This is a genomic window from Agromyces sp. NPDC055658, assembly GCF_053618155.1.
The window spans coordinates 50,288-65,534 of record NZ_JBSHHD010000011.1 but is presented as its reverse complement, the minus strand read 5'-3'; the positions used below and the strand labels follow the sequence as shown (position 1 = coordinate 65,534).

The following is a 15,247-nucleotide window of genomic DNA, read 5'->3' as shown; positions in this document are numbered from 1 at the left end:
CTGGTTTGATGGCTGGCATGGAGACGCCCCGGATGACCCGCCCGCGCGCCTGCGCGGCGACCGGGGTCGCGGCGGGGCTCGCGGCGCACCTCGGCTGGCCCGTGGCCCTCGTGCGCGCCGCGTTCGTCGTGACGAGCTTCGCATGGGGCGCGGGGCTGCTGCTCTACCTCTGGCTGTGGGCGCTGACCCCGTGGGACGAGGGCGACGCCCGGCCGACCCGCCGCGCGCCCGTCGCATGGCTGCTCGTGGTCGCGTCGACGGTGGTGCTCGTCGCGGTCTGGACGCAGAGCGGCCAGTGGTACTTCACCGCGGCGGCGAGCTGGTGGCAGTGGTACGCCGCCACCTACGTCGGCATCGGGCTCGCGGTCGCGGCGTCGGCGTGGGCGACCCTCATCGATCGTCCCGACCCGGCACGCGGCCCCCGCCACGAACTCGTCATCCGCAGCATCGCCACGGTCGTGCTCGCCGCGACCGCGCTCGAGCTGGTCTTCGTGGTGAACCCCGAGGCGAACGGACGCATGAGCACCGTCGCCGTCTTCGTCGCGGCGCTCGCCGCCGTGCTCGGCATCCTGCTCGTCTACGTGCCGACGCTCATCGCCAAGTGGCGCGAGCTCACCGACGAGCGCACCAAGCGCATCCGCGAGGAGCAGCGCAGCGAGATCGCCGCGCACCTCCACGACTCGGTGCTGCAGACCCTCGCACTCATCCAGAACCGGGCCGGCGCGACGAGCGAGGTCGCCCGCATCGCCCGTGCGCAGGAGCGGGAGCTGCGCGACTGGCTGTTCGCCGGCGACGCGCCGGCCGACAGCGACCTCGGCACCGACCTGCGCGGGTTCGCCGCCGACCTCGAGATCGACTTCCCCGTGACCGTCGACGTCGTGGTGGTCGGCGAGCAGCGCGAGCGGGCGAGCGGCGAGCTCGCCGCGGCCGCGCGCGAGGCGATGCTCAACGCTGCCCGGCACGCCGGCGGCGAGATCTCGGTCTACGTCGAGTCGACGCCCGCGGCCGTCGAGGTGTTCGTTCGCGACCGCGGACCGGGGTTCGCGCTCGCCGAGGTGCCGGACGACCGGCTCGGCGTGCGGCAGTCGATCATCGGGCGCATGCGCCGGGCGGGCGGCTCGGCGACGGTCGTCCCGGGTGCGGGCGGCGTCGGCACCGAGGTGCGACTGCGGTTCCCCGGCGAACGCGGCTTCGCGGGCGAGCGCAACGGAGCGGAGGCGCTGCATGGCTGAACGGGTGCGGGTCGTCGTGGTCGACGACCACTCGATCTTCAGGTCGGGCCTGAAGGCCGACCTCGACGACAGCGTCGAGGTCGTGGGCGAGGCCCACGACGTCGAGAGCGCCGTCGCGATCGTCACGGATGCCGCGCCCGAGGTGGTGCTCCTCGACGTTCACCTACCCGGAACCGCCGTGCCGGCGGGGTCCACCGGCGGTGCCGAGGTGATCCGGCGGTCGGCGCCCGCGGTGCCGGGCACGCGGTTCCTCGCGCTCTCGGTCTCCGACAAGGCCGAGGACGTGGTCGGCGTGATCCGCGCGGGCGCGCGGGGCTACATCACGAAGGGCTCGTCGGGCGCCGACGTGAGCCGTGCCGTGCACGCGGTCGCGAGCGGCGATGCCGTGTTCTCGCCGAAGCTCGCGGGGTTCGTGCTCGACGCCTTCGGCGCAGCCGTCGGCGAGACGGCGCAGGCGAGCGACGAGCTCGACCGGCTGTCGGCGCGCGAGCAGGAGGTCATGCGCCTCATCGCCCGCGGCTACGCCTACAAGGAGGTGGCGGCCGAGCTCTACATCTCGACGAAGACCGTCGAGACCCACGTCTCGGCCGTGCTGCGCAAGCTGCAGCTCTCGAGCCGGCACGAGCTCACCGCCTGGGCGAACGCCCGCCGCCTGCTCTGAGGCCGCCGCCTGCGCCGAGCAGCCGGCGTCAGCTCTCGTGCGCGCGGCCGGGGCGGTAGACGTCGAGCGCCTCCGGGACGATCCGTACCGTCGTGCGGTAGCCTGGCGCGGCGGTGCGGGCGGATGCGTCGGCGGTCGCCTCGATCGCGACCTCCCCGTCGTGCGCGAAGCCCGGCGGCTGTCCGTGGCGGGGCCGCACGAGCACGTCGATCGACTCGGTCGTGTACGACTCGAAGCGCTTCGGCAGCAGCCGCATTCGCCGGAGCACCGCGCTCGTGCGCCGGCCGAAGGCGAGCGTGCCCGCTGCACGGAACCGCGAGCCCGCGTGCAGGACGCGCACGTCGAGCACGCCGCCGTCGAGCCTGCTCCGGCGCATCGGCGCGGGTATGCCCGGGTCGTTCGGCCCGACGCCGATGTAGAGGCTCCAGACGCGCGCACGACGGGCGCCGACGGCGACGTTCACGGGGGCGGAGCGGCGCAGCACCCGGTTCGCCGCGATGACTGCGGCGAGCCACTTGCCGTACCGGTGCTCGCGGCGCTCGCGCTCGGCGACGAAGTCCGGGTAGAGCCCGACCGACGCGGTGTTCAGCACCGTGATCGGCGGGCCGCCCGCGAAGCTGAGCTCGGCGACATCGGCGCGCACCCCTTCGCCGCGCTGCAGGGCGTCGACGGCGAGGTCGACCGTGGCGGCGCCGGCGGCCCGCGCGAAGTGGTTGAACGTGCCGCCCGGCACGACGAGGAGCGGCACGCCCGCGGCCCGCGCCTCGTGGGCCACCGCCGCGACCGAGCCGTCGCCGCCGCAGACGCCGAGGATTCGCGGCGGCTCGGCGCGGGCGAGTGCCCTGCGGGCGGCGGCGCCGGGATCGTCGCCGGCGGCGTCCTCGAGCACGTGCAGCTCGGCGCGCGGCAGCCGGCGCTCGAGCACGCGCACGGGATCGCTCCGGAGCACGCTCGTCCCCGACGACCGGTTGACCACGATGAAGACGCCCTCGCCGTCGGAAGACGCGGGAAGACGGCGGTCGGTGCCGCTCGCGGCGGTCGACTCGCCTGCCGCCCGGCGATGCGGGTGCACGACGACCGCGCCGAGCCCGCCGACGGCGGCACCGAGGGCGAGCCCGCCGACGACGTCGGAGAGCCAGTGCGCCCCGGTGTGGAGACGCGAGTAGCCGACGCCGAGGGCGGCCGGAGCCAGCGCGGCGCCGAGTCGGGGCGACTCGATCGCGACGCCGGTGACGAACGCCGCGGCGCTCGCCGAATGCCCCGACGGGAACGAGGGGGTGATCGGCGGCTTCGGCAGTCGCCGGGCGATCGGCACGTCCGCGAGCAGCGGCCGGTCGCCGCCGAACACGCGTTTCGCGATCACGTTCGTGAGCGCGCTCGCGACGAGCAGTGATCCGAGCCCGCGCGCGGCGATCCGCCGTCGCCCGGTCACGGCCAGCACGCCGGCGATCGTCCACCACAGCACGCCGCGGTCGGCGAAGCCGGAGACGCGCGACCAGAAGCGGTCGACGAGCGGGTGAGTGCGGCGGGCGTTCACGCGACGCGTCGCCGAAGCATCCGCTCGCCGCACCCAGGCGGGCAGAATCCTCGTGCGCTGCACGGCGACCCGCACGTCGCGAACTCCCACGCCGTCATCGTAGGCGCGGGCGGCCGTACCGTCGACGGGTTGCGAATCGTCGTGCGGGCGGGTTCGCTACAGCAGCCCGAGCTCCATCGCGCGCGTGACCGCGCGCGTACGGTCGTTGACCTCGAGCTTCTCGAACACGTGCAGCAGGTGGGTCTTCACGGTCGCCTCGCCGATGAAGAGCTCTGCGGCGATCTCGGGATTCGACCGGCCCGCCGCGACGAGCCGCAGCACCTCCAGTTCGCGCGGCGACGGCGCGGGCGACGGCGGGGCGGCCGACGCCGCGGCCTCGGCCCGCACCCGCGACACGAGCTTCGCAGCGATCGACGGGGCGAGCACGGTCTCGCCGCCTGCGACCGCCGTGATGCCGGCCACGATCTCGTCCTGCGGCGCAGCCTTCAGCAGGTAGCCGCCGGCGCCCGCCTCGATCGCGGCGAGGATGTGCTCGTCGGTCTCGTACGTCGTCAGCACGAGCACGCGCGTGCCCGGCACCGTCGCGACGATCTCGGCCGTCGCGGCCGCGCCGTCGATGCCCGGCATGCGCAGGTCCATGAGCACGAGATCGGGATGCCGCGACCGGGCCAGCTCGATCGCCTCGGCGCCGTTCGCCGCCTCGCCGACGACTTCGATGCCCGCCGCCGTGTCGAGGAGCCCGACGATGCCGGCGCGCACGATGGGGTGGTCGTCGGCGACGACGACGCGGATCGGGTTCATGCGGTCTCCTTCCTGGGCACCGTGACGCGCAGCAGCGAGCCGCCGCCGTTCGCGGGGCCGAACTCCAGGGTGCCGCCGACGAGCGCCGCCCGGTCGCGCAGGCCCGCGAGCCCGAAGCCGGCCGGGGCCGGCGACGACGCGCCCGGGGCGGCGGGCGACGGTCCCGCCCCGTCGTCGCGCACGGTCAGCACGACCTCGTGCGCTCCGCGGTCGGCGACCGTGATCGCCACCCGGCTCGCACCGGCGTGCTTGCGCACGTTGGCGAGCCCCTCCTGGGCGCTCCGCAGCAGCACGACCTCGAGTTCGCGGTCGAGCCCCGAGGCATCCGCGTCGACGGCGACCCGCACGCCCGTCTCGCGTTCGAACGCGGCGCCGAGCCGGCCGAGGGCGGCGGTGAGGCCGCCGTCGGCCGAGACCGGTGCGAGCGTCGCGACGAGCCCTCGCGCCTCGGTGAGGGCCTCGCGCGCCATCTGCTCGATGAGCTCGATGTCGGCGCGGGCGGCGGCGGTGCCCTGCGATGCGTCGTCCGACCCGTCGAGCCGGTTGCCCGCGCGCTGCGCGACCATGACGAGCCCGGTGAGGCTCTGCGCGATCGTGTCGTGGATCTCGCGGGCGAGCCGGGCGCGTTCGTCGCTGACGCCGGCGTCGCGGTGCAGCGCGGCGAGCTGGCCCTGCGCCGACTGCAGCTCCACGAGCAGCCGGGCCCGCTCCTCGCCGATCGCGGCGATGTGGGTGATCCAGAGCCCGAGCGCGAGGCTGAACCCGAGCGAGAGCCCGGCGACTGCGACGCCCGCGACGACCCCGCCCCACCCGAAGTGCACGACGTAGCCGACGAGCAGTGCGATGGCGAGCCCGACGTTGGCGACGATCGCGCGCCGGGTCGACGGTGCGGTGACCCAGAGGAACGGGTACGCGAAGGCCTGCAGGATCGAGGCGCCCGGGTCGAACGCGACGCCGACGCCGACGACGGCCGAGAGCACGATCGTGATGACGACGTGCTGCGTCGGATCCTCGCGGTCGAGGCGGCCGCGCAGGTAGGCGAAGTAGACGACGAGGAAGACCCCCGCGACCGCCCACGCCCCGTAGTCGGGCGGGCCGTACGGCGGATCGGTCAGGCCGAACAGCACGGTGACGACCGCGACCGCGATCGCCGCGGCATCCCACCACCGGCGGTTCAGCATGCCGCCATGCTCTCACGCACGGGTCGTGGGCGACGCGTACGCTGCGACGTCACGCATCGCGGCGGATCCAGCGGAACGTCAGCCGGCTGAGCACGAGCCCGACCACGAGCCAGATGCCGAGCGCGACCGCGACCCAGCCGAGGTCCCAGGCGCCGTGCTGCTCGAGCGCGGCGAACTCCTCGGGCAGGAACGCGGCGCGCATGCCCTGCGCCATCCACTTCAGCGGGAAGAGGCTCGCGACGTTCTGCATCCACTCGGGCAGCTGGTTGAACGAGAGGTAGACGCCCGAGATGAACTGCAGCACGAGCACGATCGGGATGACGACGGCCGTCGCCGACCGGCCGCTGCGCGGCACCGACGACAGGGCGATGCCGAGCAGCGCCGAGGCCGTGAGGCCGAGCACGAACACCCACGCGAACGTGAACCACTGCGCGGGGTCGGTCGGCAGGGCGATGCCGAACACGGTCGCCGCGGCGACGAGCATGAGCCCGGCCTGCAGCGCGCCCGTGACGAACACCTGCCCGATCTTGCCGAGGAAGTACGAGACGGGCGACAGCGGGGTGCCGCCCAGCCGCTTGAGCGTGCCGTCGCCCTTCTCGGTCGCGATGTCGACGGCGAGGTTCTGCAGGCCCGACAGCAGCAGGCCCGCGGCGAGCATGCCGGGCAGGTAGAACGCGCCGACGCTGATCTGCGAGCCCACGGGCCCGACGTCGCCCGACGCGCTGAACGCCGTCGTGAAGATGCCGAGCATGATGAGCGGGAACAGGAACGTGAAGAACACCGTGTCGAGCGAGCGGAAGTAGCCCCGCGTCTCGTACGCGACGCGCGAGCCGCCGACGCGGGCGATGCCGATCGGACGGGTGGTGACGGTAGTCATGCCAGTGCCTCCTCGGGCGCGGTCTCGGTCGCCGGGCCGGCCGCGCCGTCGGCGTCGGCCGCGTCGGCGTCGCCGACGAGGTCGAGGTAGATGTCCTCCAGGCTCGGGCGGATGACCTCGAGCTCCCTGGGCTCGCCGCCGAGTTCTGCGACGAGGGAGGCCACGAGCCGGGCCGGCGCGTCGGTGCGCGTCTCCCGGACGAGCCCCCTGGCGTCGCGCCACCGCACGATCGGCACCCGGGCGGCCTCGCCGCCGAGCACGTCGATGGGGGCGACGTCGACGAGCCGGCCGCCGATGATGACCCCGGCCCGGTCGCCGAGCTGCGCCGCCTCGTCGAGGTAGTGCGTCGTGAGCACGATCGTCGTGCCCTCGGCCTTGAGCCCGCGCACGAGCCCCCAGAACTCGCGCCTCGCCGCCGGATCGAAGCCCGTCGTCGGTTCGTCGAGGAAGAGCAGCTCGGGGCGGCCGACGATGCCGAGCGCCACGTCGACCCGCCTGCGCTGGCCGCCCGAGAGCTTCTGCAGGCGCGTGCCGGCCTGGGCCTCGAGCCCGACCGCCGCGATCACCTCGTCGACGTCGCGCGGGTTCGGGTAGTACCCGGCGAACTGACGCAGCTGTTCGCGCACGGTGTACTGGCCGGTCTCGCCGCTCGACTGCAGCACGATGCCGAGCCGCGCCTTCCAGTCGAGGCCGCCGCGGGCCGGATCGACGCCGAGCACCGACACCTCGCCCGCCGCGCGCGAGCGGTACCCCTCGAGGATCTCGACGGTCGTCGACTTCCCGGCGCCGTTCGGGCCGAGCAGGGCGAACGTCTCGCCGTGGGCGATGTCGAGGTCGATGCCGTCGACGGCGACCCGGTGGCCGTACTGCTTGCGGAGTCCCCGCACCCGCACCGCGACGTCGGGTTCGCGCCCGCCTGCGGCATCGGTTCGTGTCGTCTTCATAGTCCGAGCGTGTCGGAGGCCGGGCGCCGGCGGCAGCCCCCGGCCGTTCGATTCCGGCATCCACCGATCGGTGGATGGGCCCGCCGGTCGGCAGGCCGTCACCCTCGGTCGAGGTCGGCCAGTCGGCGCTCGAGGAATCGCACCTCGGGCGCCGTCGGCGCGAGGACCATCGCCTCGCGATAGCGGTCGGATGCCTCGGCGGTCCGGCCCTCGCGGCGCAGGAACTCGGCCTGCGCCGCAGGCAGGAGGTGATAGCCGGCGAGGCGGCCGCCGGCCTCGACCTCCGCGAGGGCGGCGAGTCCGGCCGCGGGTCCGTCGGCCTCGCCGACCGCGATCGCGCGGTTGAACCGCACGAACGGCGAATCGGTGAGCGCCGCGAGCGCGTCGTAGCGGGCGACGATCGCGGGCCACTCGGTCGCGACGGCGGTCGCCGCGCGAGCGTGCACCGCTTGGATCTCGGCCTGGAGCCGATACGGGCCCGCGATCGCGTCGTCCGCCCGGCTCGAGCGGCTGCCCGGGCTCGTGAGGAGCGCGAGGCCCTCGGCGACCTCCCGGGCGTCCCACCGGGTCCGGTCCTGGTCCGCGAGCGGCACGAGGTCGCCCGCGGCGTCCACCCGAGCGGCCGAACGCGCGTGCTGCAGCAGGAGCAGTGCAAGCAGGGCCCGGGCCTCGTCGGAGTCGGGAATGAGCGACACGACGAGTCGCGCGAGCCTGATCGCCTCGGCCGCGAGGTCGAGGCGCTGCAGGTGATCTCCCGACGACGCGAGGTAGCCCTCGTTCGCGATGAGGTAGAGCACCGCGAGCACCCCGTCGAGCCGCTCGGACAGTGCCTCCGCAGGCGGCACCCGGTACGGGATCGCCGCATGCCGGATCTTGCGCTTCGCCCGCACGAGACGCTGCGCCATCGTCGACTCGGGCACGAGGAAGGCCCGCGCGATCTCGGGCGTCTCGAGGCCGCAGACGGTGCGGAGCGTGAGGGCCACGCGCGCCTCCATCGGCAGCGCCGGGTGGGCGCACGTGAAGACGAGCCGCAGTCGGTCGTCCCACGAGGGTTCGTCGCGCGCGACGAGTTCGGCCGGGTCGGGTGGGCCCGCGGTGCGGCCGGCGTCGCGTTCGGCGTCGGCCCACTCGCGCAGCTTCTCGGCCTCGACACCGCGCCGACGCAGCCGGTCGAGCGCGAGGTTGCGGGCGGCGGTCGTGAGCCGGGCGCCGGGATTGCGGGGCACGCCGTCGCGTGGCCACGTCTCGGCCGCACGCTCGACCGCGCCGGCCGCCGACTCCTCGGCGACGTCCCAGTCGCCCGTCGTGCGGATGAGTGTCGCGACGATGCGCGCCCACTCGCCTGCCGCACCCCGCAGCGCCGCGGCGACCGCGGCGGTTCCGCTCGGCGTGACCGCATGACGGGGCGCCGCGGCGACCGCGGCGGTTCCGCTCGGCGTGTCCGGGCGGCGGGACGCCGCCGCATCGGCGACCGGACCGATCGGCCCGCTCGCCGACGGCGACGCCCCGCGCGGGCTCAGTGCGCGACCCCCGCGGCTCCGGCGCGGGCGGCGGCAGCGGCCTCGGCGGCCGGCGGTTCCGTTCGACGCCCGTACTCGTCGGCCTCGCGCTCGGCGCGCGCGACGTGGTCGTCGTGCACGTCGAACGGCCACAGCGGGCGCAGTTCGATCGCCCCGCCGCGCGCCATCGGGTGCGCGGCCGCGACCTCGATCGCCTCGGCGAGCCCGGCCACCTCGATGAGGTCGAACCCGGCGATCCACTCCTTCGCCTCGGCGAACGGCCCGTCGGCGACGAGCACCTCGCCGCCGCGTCGGCGCACATGGGTCGCATCATCCGGCCCGCGCAGCACCTCGCCGAACAGCCGGGTGCCGCGACCGTCCATCTCGCGCACCCACGCGTCGGGGCCGGCATCGGCGTCGCGCTCGCCGCCGGGCTCGACCGCCACGAGCATGAGGTAGCGGCGCCCCGACGCGTCGCGTTCGGCGAAGCCGGCCGGCACGATGCGCGAGCCCGGCTCGGCGTCGGGCCACCGCACGAACGGGCGCACCTCGACGCGGCCGAATGACGCGGCGGGATGCCGCGACGCGATCTCGATCGCGGCGTCGAGGTCGTCGACGTCGATGATGTCGAAGCCGCCGATCGACTCCTTCGCCTCGGTGAACGGCCCGTCGCTCACGAGCAGCTCCCCGCCGCGCACGCGCACCACCGTGGCATCGGGATCGGGGCGGAGCCGCTCGCCGTACTCGGAGACGCCGCGCGCCTCGAGGTCGTCGACCCAGTCTCCGATGTCGTCGGCGGCGGGGTCGGGGGCGATCGGGTCGTCGCCCGCGGCGTAGAACAGCGCGTATTCCATGGCGGAATCCTCTCTCTCGGTCACGCTACGCAGGTACGACGAACGGCGACAACCGTTTTCGACAGGTCACACCGACTCGGGCGTGCTCGATGCGCACCCGCCCCTCGGTCAGGCGCCGACGAGCAGCCTCGGGTACTGCGCCTCGACCACGTTCGGGTGGGCGCGGAGCCGGCTCTTCAGCCAGTTCTCGCCGAACACGGCGTGCAGCGGGTTCGCGGGGTCCCTGGTGATGCCGGGCGCCTCGGCGGCGAGCTCGGGTGCGAGCTCGATCGTCGGGATCACGGCGTCGAGTGCCGGCCCGTGGAAGTACGGGATCGAGATGCGCTCGGTGCCGGGTGCGGGGGAGACCACTCGGTGCTTCGTCGCCTTGAGGTAGCCGTCGGTCGCGATCTCGAGCAGTTCGCCGATGTTCACTATGAACGCGCCCGACGGGGCGACGACGTCGATCCACTCGCCGTCCTTCTCGACCTGCAGGCCGGCCTTGCCGTCCTCGACCGAGAGCAGGGTGAGCACGCCCAGGTCCTTGTGGGCGCCGACGCCCTGCGCGGGCTGCTCGGCCGAGACGCCGGGGTAGCGCACGACCTTGAGGTACGGCGACGGGCGCTCGAAGGCGGCGTCGAAGGTGTCGGGCGCGGCCCCGAGCGCCTCGGCCCAGCTGCGAAGGAGGCGTGTGCCGACCTCGTCGAGCCGGGCGATCCACTCCTCGGCGACCGCGCGGAACTCGGGCAGCGCCTCGGGCCACAGGTTCGGCCCCTCGAGGATCCAGTAGTCCGGGGTGTCGGCCGTCATGGTCACGGCCGGGCGCTCGGCGCCGAGGTCGATCTGCTCGCGGATGTCGACGCGACCGAGCGTGCGCTCGCCGCCCATGCGGGTGTACCCGCGGAAGTGCGGGCTCGTGACGTTCTCGATCGCGAGCTTGTGCGACTCGGGCAGGGCGAAGAACGCCCGCGCCGCCGCATACGCGCGATCGACGAGCTCGGTCGGCACGCCGTGGCCGATGAGCGAGAAGAAGCCGACCTCGTGCGTCGCGCGGCGGAGGTCGTCGCGGAACTGCGCTTGCTGCTCGGTCGTGCCGTTGAGCAGTGAGAGGTCGAGAACGGGGATGCCGGACATGGGATGGTCCTTTCGAGTGCCGGGTGGTGCGCCGACGACGCGGCGGCCCCGGCATCCGTTGACGTCGGCTGCGTGGCATCCGGTGTTCGAGATCGATTCGAGATCGGTTCGAGGCGGATGCCGCGGAACTGACGCGGACGCGTCGGATGCGGCGTGAGCACGGGGCTGCGGTCGGCGGCGCGGGGAATCGCGCCCTGGGGTCGTCGGGGAGACGACCGCCTAGCGGCGACAGCAGCGACAGGTGAGGGTGCTCACGATGTCCGAAACGCTAGCACGGTCGCCGGCGACCGGCTATTCCCCATCAGTGGGGCAGCACGAGCGAGGCCGCGATGGCGAGCATGACGACGGCGATGACGCCGTCGAGCACCCGCCAGGCGCGCGGGGTCGAGAGCACGCGGCCCAGCAGGCGCGCCCCGTAGGCGAGGGCGAAGAACCAGATGAGGGATGCCGCGCCGGCGCCCAGCGCGAACCACCAGCGGCCCTCGGGGCCGTGGCTGTTCGCCACCGATCCCAGCAGGAAGACGGTGTCGAGGTACACGTGCGGATTGAGCCAGGTGAGGGCCAGGCACGTGAGCACGGCGCTCGCGAGGGTGGTGCGCGTGGCGATCGCCGGTCGTGCTTCGACGGCGACGGGCGCACCGCGGCCGTCGGCGGAGGGCGTCCCCACACCGTCCGCCGACGGCCCCGGCACGTCCGCCGCCGAGTCGCAGCCGTCGCCCGTGACGAGCACCTCGCCCGTCGGGCGCAGCGCGCGGCGGGCGGCGAGCACGCCGTAGCCGACGAGGAATGCCGCGCCCGCCCACCGGACCACGTCGATGAGCCACGGCACCTGGCCGATGACGAGGCCGATGCCGGAGACCCCGACGACGATGAGCACGAGGTCGCTCACGGCGCAGATCGCGGCGACGGCGAACACGTGCTCGCGCCGGATGCCCTGGCGCAGCACGAACACGTTCTGCGCGCCGATGGCGACGATGAGCGAGAGGCCGAGGCCGAGGCCCGCGAGCACTGAGGAGGCGATCACCTTTCGACGGTACGTCGGCGTCAGGCTGCAATCCAGCTCAAGATCCTTCAGAACCATTAGCATCGCTTCAGATGCACATTCCACTCGACCTCGCCCGCACCCTCGCCGCCGTGATCGACGAGGGCACCTTCGACGCGGCCGCCCGTCGGCTGCGGCTCACGCCCTCGGCCGTGTCGCAGCGCGTGAAGACGCTCGAGCAGCAGCTCGGTCGTGTGCTCGTCGTGCGCTCGAAGCCGGCCCGTGCGACCGGTGCCGGGGCGGCCGTCGTGCGGCTCGCGCGCCAGCTCGCCCTGCTCGAGCACGACGCGCTCGCCGAGTTCGGGCTCGACGCCGATGACGTCGCCACGGCCGACGGGGAGGCGGGCGCGACGGCGTTCCGTCCCGTTCCGATCCCGCTCGCGGTCAACGCCGACTCGCTCGCCACGTGGTTCCTGCCCGCGCTCGCGCGCGTCGCCGAGACGCATCCCGTGGTCTTCGACCTGCACCGCGACGACCAGGACTTCACCGCCGGGCTGCTCGAGTCCGGCACCGTCATGGGGGCGGTGACCTCGCAGGCCACCCCGGTGGGGGGGTGCCTCGTGCGCCCGCTCGGCGTCATGCGATACGAGGCCGTGGCCACGCCGGGGTTCGTCGGCCGCTGGAGCGACCGAGCCCGCCACGAGGCATCCGCCCTGCCCGACTGGATCGCCCGTGCGCCACTCGTCGACTTCGACCGGCGCGACCACCTGCAGCACGACGCGCTGCGCGCGGCCGGCCTCGACCCCGAGCGCGCCCCGCGCCACTACGTTCCGGCCTCGAACGACTTCGCGAACGCCGTGAAGCTCGGGCTCGGCTGGGGCATGCTGCCCGAGTTCCAGTCGTCCGCCGAACTCGACCGCGGCGAGCTCGTGCGACTCGGCGGGGCGCCCGTCGACGTGCCGCTGCACTGGCAGCAGTGGAACCTCAGTTCGCCCCTGCTCGACGCCGTCGCCGACGCGCTCGCCGTCGAGGCGCGGCGTGCGCTCGGCTGAGCCGCCCGGGCGTTCTCCAGTGCTGGCACGCATGCGGCCGGGGCGGCGGCTCCGCTAGCGTCGCGTGCGACCGGGGGCTGGGAGGGGCCCATGAAGACCTGGGAGGTCGCCGCCCTGGTGGCAGCGGCGACCCTCGCCGCGATCGCAGCCGCCTACGGCGTCGGCATGCTCGCCGGCGTGCAGGCCGGAGCGTCGGGTGCGGCTCCGATCGGGCGGGAGCCGCCGGGCCTGCATGCCGGTGTCGCCGGCCCCGCGGGAGTCGTGGGCCTCGAGCGGGCCGTCTACCTGCGCAACGTCGACGTCGTGCTCGGGCCGGGTTGAGCCGGGCGCGCCCAGACGCGCAGCGGGCCGACGCGCCGGAAGCCCGCATCGAGCGCATCGTCGAGGGCGCCATCCGACTCGTAGCCGACGACCGGCAGCCCCGGCCACCGTGCTCCGGCCTCGCGTCGGAGCGCACGGTACAGTCCCTGGCCACCGCCGAAGGCGTTCGAGAGCCCGACGACCTCGCCCGTGCGGTTGAGCACGCCGCCCGCGGTGACCGCGGCCTGCACCGACGCCCGACTCGACCCGGGCCCGGCCGACCCGAGCACCACCACCTCGGCTGCCCCGAGCAACGGCTCGGCGAACGCGTCGGGGAGGCCGTGGGCGCCCGCCCACCGCGCGAGCCCGGCGGCCGTCGTCACCGTGACGAGTGCGGGGTCGCCGGGATCGGTGCCGTTCGACGACGAGTCGTGCGCGTCGGCGACGATCCAGGTCGCGTCGAACAGCGGCGCCCAGCCGGCGGCGCCCGGATCGAGGTCGGCGAACGAGTCCTTCAGGCTCGTCGCGTCGGGCGCGAGCATCGCGAGCACGGTCGCCGTGTCGAGCCCGGGTTCGACGGTCACCGCCTCGGGATAGCCGAGCGGCGTCGGCGCCTCCGCCACCCACAGGGCGCCGCCGAGGGCGAAGCCCGATGCGATCCCGTGGCTCGCGGCGACCGCTCGGCACCACTCCGCGTTGTTGCGTGCTGCGAGGCGTGCGAGCCGGGCGTCGCCGCGAGGCATCCCGCCTAGCCGAACAGTCGCTGCAGGCGCTGCACGCCCTCGAGCAGCGGCTCGTCACCGAGCGCGTAGCTGAGGCGGAGGAACCCGGACGGCCCGAACGCCTCGCCGGGAACGGCGGCGACCTCGGCCTGGTCGAGGATGAGGTCGGCGAGCTCCAGCGACGAGGTCGGCGTGACGCCGCCCCACTCGCGGCCGAGGAGGCCGGTCACGTCGGGGTAGACGTAGAACGCGCCCTCGGGCACCGGCACCGTCATGCCGTCGATCTTCGAGAGCTCGGCGACGATCAGGCGGCGTCGGCGGTCGAAGGCGCGGCGCATCTCCTCCACCGGCTCCTGCGGGCCGGTGAGGGCGGCGATCGCGGCGCGCTGCGAGATGTTCGAGACGTTCGACGAGAGGTGCGACTGGAGGTTCGCGGCGCCCTTGATCACGTCGGCGGGGCCGACCATCCAGCCGAGGCGCCACCCCGTCATGGCGTAGGTCTTGGCGACGCCGTTGACGAGGATCGCCTGGTTCGCGAGCCCCGGCACGGCCTCGACGATCGAGACGGCGCGCGGGGCGGGGCTGCCGACCTCGGAGTCGAGCGAGCCGTAGGTCAGGTTCTGGTAGATCTCGTCGGCGATGACCCAGATGCCGTGCTCGAGCGCCCACTCGCCGATCGCCTTCACCTGCTCGGGCGCGTACACCGCGCCGGTCGGGTTCGACGGCGAGACGAACAGCAGCACCTTCGTACGCTCGGTGCGCGCGGCCTCGAGCTGCTCGACCGTGACGAGGTAGCCCTGGTCGCTGCCCGCGAACACGTCGACCTGGCGGCCGCCCGCGAGCTTGATCGCCTCGGGGTAGGTGGTCCAGTACGGGGTGGGCACGAGCGCCTCGTCGCCCTCGTCGAGCAGCACCTGGAAGGCCTGGTAGACGGCCTGCTTGCCGCCGTTGGTCACGACCACCTGCGATGCGGATGCCTCGAGGCCCGAGTCGCGCGCGGTCTTCGCCGCGATCGCCTCGCGCAGGTCGGGCAGGCCCGCGGCGGGCGTGTAGCGGTAGTTCTTGGGGTCGCGCGTGGCCGCGAGGGCGGCCTCGACGATGTGCTCGGGGGTCGCGAAGTCGGGCTCGCCGGCGGCGTACGAGATGACCGGGCGGCCCTCGGCCTGGAGCGCCTTCGCCTTCGCATCGACCTTCAGGGTCGCGGACTCGGCGATGGCGGCGATACGGGCGGACAGGCGCGGCTTCTCGGTCACAGGGGTGAGTCTAATCGCGTGGCCGCGTGGCCGTGAGGGGCGTTTCGATCGGTGTCGTCCGGCCCTCCGGACGGTCTGCCCGGGCACGGGCGAGGGGGTTGCCCGGGGCCCGGGCGCGGCCGACGCCCGGGCGCCGCCGCCGCACCCCCCCGGGGCGGGGGGGTGGGGGGGGGGGCCCCCCCGCCCCGCACGGCCGAGGCCCGTGGAGCGGTGACTCCACGGGCCTCGGTTCGTCTGTT

General features: G+C 74.4%; 15 protein-coding genes. 4 read left to right on the top strand and 11 right to left on the bottom strand.

Annotation, left to right across the window (positions count from 1 at the left end; all coding sequences use genetic code 11):
- Window positions 1–17: 17 nt before the first annotated feature.
- A complete protein-coding gene (locus tag ACWGPE_RS07350; RefSeq protein WP_452048430.1) occupies window positions 18–1,232 on the top strand; it encodes a PspC domain-containing protein in 1,215 nt (404 codons plus the stop codon).
- On the top strand, window positions 1,225–1,893 hold the full coding sequence (locus ACWGPE_RS07345) for a LuxR C-terminal-related transcriptional regulator (protein WP_231432171.1): 669 nt from the start codon (window positions 1,225–1,227) through the stop codon (window positions 1,891–1,893). The genes ACWGPE_RS07350 and ACWGPE_RS07345 overlap by 8 nt, the downstream gene beginning before the upstream one ends.
- Window positions 1,894–1,921: 28 nt before the next feature.
- Here ACWGPE_RS07345 and ACWGPE_RS07340 read toward each other — a convergent pair whose 3' ends face one another.
- The 9 genes from ACWGPE_RS07340 to lysE form a co-directional block, all read right to left on the bottom strand.
- Window positions 1,922–3,520, bottom strand: a complete 1,599-nt coding sequence (locus tag ACWGPE_RS07340; RefSeq protein WP_452048429.1) for a phosphatase PAP2 family protein — start codon at window positions 3,518–3,520, stop codon at window positions 1,922–1,924.
- Between the two features lie 66 nt (window positions 3,521–3,586).
- Window positions 3,587–4,231, bottom strand: coding sequence for a response regulator (locus ACWGPE_RS07335; RefSeq protein WP_231432168.1), 645 nt, complete (start codon window positions 4,229–4,231; stop codon window positions 3,587–3,589).
- The gene (locus ACWGPE_RS07330) at window positions 4,228–5,412 is read right to left on the bottom strand and encodes a sensor histidine kinase (protein WP_452048428.1); all 1,185 of its coding nucleotides are present in this window, start codon (window positions 5,410–5,412) and stop codon (window positions 4,228–4,230) included. Before ACWGPE_RS07330 ends, ACWGPE_RS07335 begins: the two co-directional genes overlap by 4 nt.
- Before the next feature lie 49 nt (window positions 5,413–5,461).
- Window positions 5,462–6,289 (bottom strand): ABC transporter permease, encoded by an 828-nt coding sequence (locus tag ACWGPE_RS07325; RefSeq protein ID WP_231432166.1) that lies wholly within the window; start codon window positions 6,287–6,289, stop codon window positions 5,462–5,464.
- Entirely contained in the window at window positions 6,286–7,233 is a 948-nt protein-coding gene (locus tag ACWGPE_RS07320) for an ABC transporter ATP-binding protein (protein ID WP_452048427.1), read from the bottom strand. Before ACWGPE_RS07320 ends, ACWGPE_RS07325 begins: the two co-directional genes overlap by 4 nt.
- A 98-nt stretch (window positions 7,234–7,331) precedes the next feature.
- Window positions 7,332–8,459, bottom strand: a complete 1,128-nt coding sequence (locus tag ACWGPE_RS07315; RefSeq protein ID WP_452048426.1) for an RNA polymerase sigma factor — start codon at window positions 8,457–8,459, stop codon at window positions 7,332–7,334.
- A gap of 290 nt (window positions 8,460–8,749) precedes the next feature.
- Window positions 8,750–9,586, bottom strand: a complete 837-nt coding sequence (locus ACWGPE_RS07310) for a YciI family protein (RefSeq protein ID WP_308191668.1) — start codon at window positions 9,584–9,586, stop codon at window positions 8,750–8,752.
- Between the two features lie 108 nt (window positions 9,587–9,694).
- Window positions 9,695–10,699 carry an isopenicillin N synthase family dioxygenase gene (locus ACWGPE_RS07305; protein ID WP_275506243.1) on the bottom strand — a complete coding sequence of 335 codons (1,005 nt, stop codon included), beginning with the start codon at window positions 10,697–10,699 and terminating at the stop codon, window positions 9,695–9,697.
- Between the two features lie 301 nt (window positions 10,700–11,000).
- Window positions 11,001–11,720, bottom strand: coding sequence for an L-lysine exporter (gene lysE / locus ACWGPE_RS07300; RefSeq protein ID WP_275506786.1), 720 nt, complete (start codon window positions 11,718–11,720; stop codon window positions 11,001–11,003).
- 74 nt (window positions 11,721–11,794) lie between these two features.
- On the opposite strand from lysE, the gene ACWGPE_RS07295 reads away from it, so the two are divergent.
- A complete protein-coding gene (locus ACWGPE_RS07295; protein ID WP_452048425.1) occupies window positions 11,795–12,733 on the top strand; it encodes a LysR family transcriptional regulator ArgP in 939 nt (312 codons plus the stop codon).
- Window positions 12,734–12,823: 90 nt separating this feature from the next.
- Entirely contained in the window at window positions 12,824–13,054 is a 231-nt protein-coding gene (locus ACWGPE_RS07290; RefSeq protein WP_452048424.1) for a hypothetical protein, read from the top strand.
- Here ACWGPE_RS07290 and ACWGPE_RS07285 read toward each other — a convergent pair.
- Both ACWGPE_RS07285 and ACWGPE_RS07280 read right to left on the bottom strand, forming a co-directional pair.
- On the bottom strand, window positions 13,015–13,776 hold the full coding sequence (locus tag ACWGPE_RS07285; RefSeq protein ID WP_231432159.1) for a hypothetical protein: 762 nt from the start codon (window positions 13,774–13,776) through the stop codon (window positions 13,015–13,017). The two genes, ACWGPE_RS07290 and ACWGPE_RS07285, sit on opposite strands and share 40 nt — an antisense overlap.
- A gap of 5 nt (window positions 13,777–13,781) precedes the next feature.
- On the bottom strand, window positions 13,782–15,008 hold the full coding sequence (locus tag ACWGPE_RS07280) for a pyridoxal phosphate-dependent aminotransferase (protein WP_452048423.1): 1,227 nt from the start codon (window positions 15,006–15,008) through the stop codon (window positions 13,782–13,784).
- Window positions 15,009–15,247 lie beyond the last annotated feature (239 nt).

Bases quoted from the DNA above. Each gene is read 5' to 3' on its own strand.
- ACWGPE_RS07350 (WP_452048430.1), top strand. From the start codon at position 18: ATGGAGACGCCCCGGATGACCCGCCCGCGCGCCTGCGCGGCGACCGGG.
- ACWGPE_RS07345 (WP_231432171.1), top strand. From the start codon at position 1,225: ATGGCTGAACGGGTGCGGGTCGTCGTGGTCGACGACCACTCGATCTTC.
- ACWGPE_RS07335 (WP_231432168.1), bottom strand. From the start codon at position 4,231: ATGAACCCGATCCGCGTCGTCGTCGCCGACGACCACCCCATCGTGCGC.
- ACWGPE_RS07330 (WP_452048428.1), bottom strand. From the start codon at position 5,412: ATGCTGAACCGCCGGTGGTGGGATGCCGCGGCGATCGCGGTCGCGGTC.
- ACWGPE_RS07325 (WP_231432166.1), bottom strand. From the start codon at position 6,289: ATGACTACCGTCACCACCCGTCCGATCGGCATCGCCCGCGTCGGCGGC.
- ACWGPE_RS07320 (WP_452048427.1), bottom strand. From the start codon at position 7,233: ATGAAGACGACACGAACCGATGCCGCAGGCGGGCGCGAACCCGACGTC.
- ACWGPE_RS07310 (WP_308191668.1), bottom strand. From the start codon at position 9,586: ATGGAATACGCGCTGTTCTACGCCGCGGGCGACGACCCGATCGCCCCC.
- ACWGPE_RS07305 (WP_275506243.1), bottom strand. From the start codon at position 10,699: ATGTCCGGCATCCCCGTTCTCGACCTCTCACTGCTCAACGGCACGACC.
- ACWGPE_RS07295 (WP_452048425.1), top strand. From the start codon at position 11,795: ATGCACATTCCACTCGACCTCGCCCGCACCCTCGCCGCCGTGATCGAC.
- ACWGPE_RS07290 (WP_452048424.1), top strand. From the start codon at position 12,824: ATGAAGACCTGGGAGGTCGCCGCCCTGGTGGCAGCGGCGACCCTCGCC.
- ACWGPE_RS07285 (WP_231432159.1), bottom strand. From the start codon at position 13,776: ATGCCTCGCGGCGACGCCCGGCTCGCACGCCTCGCAGCACGCAACAAC.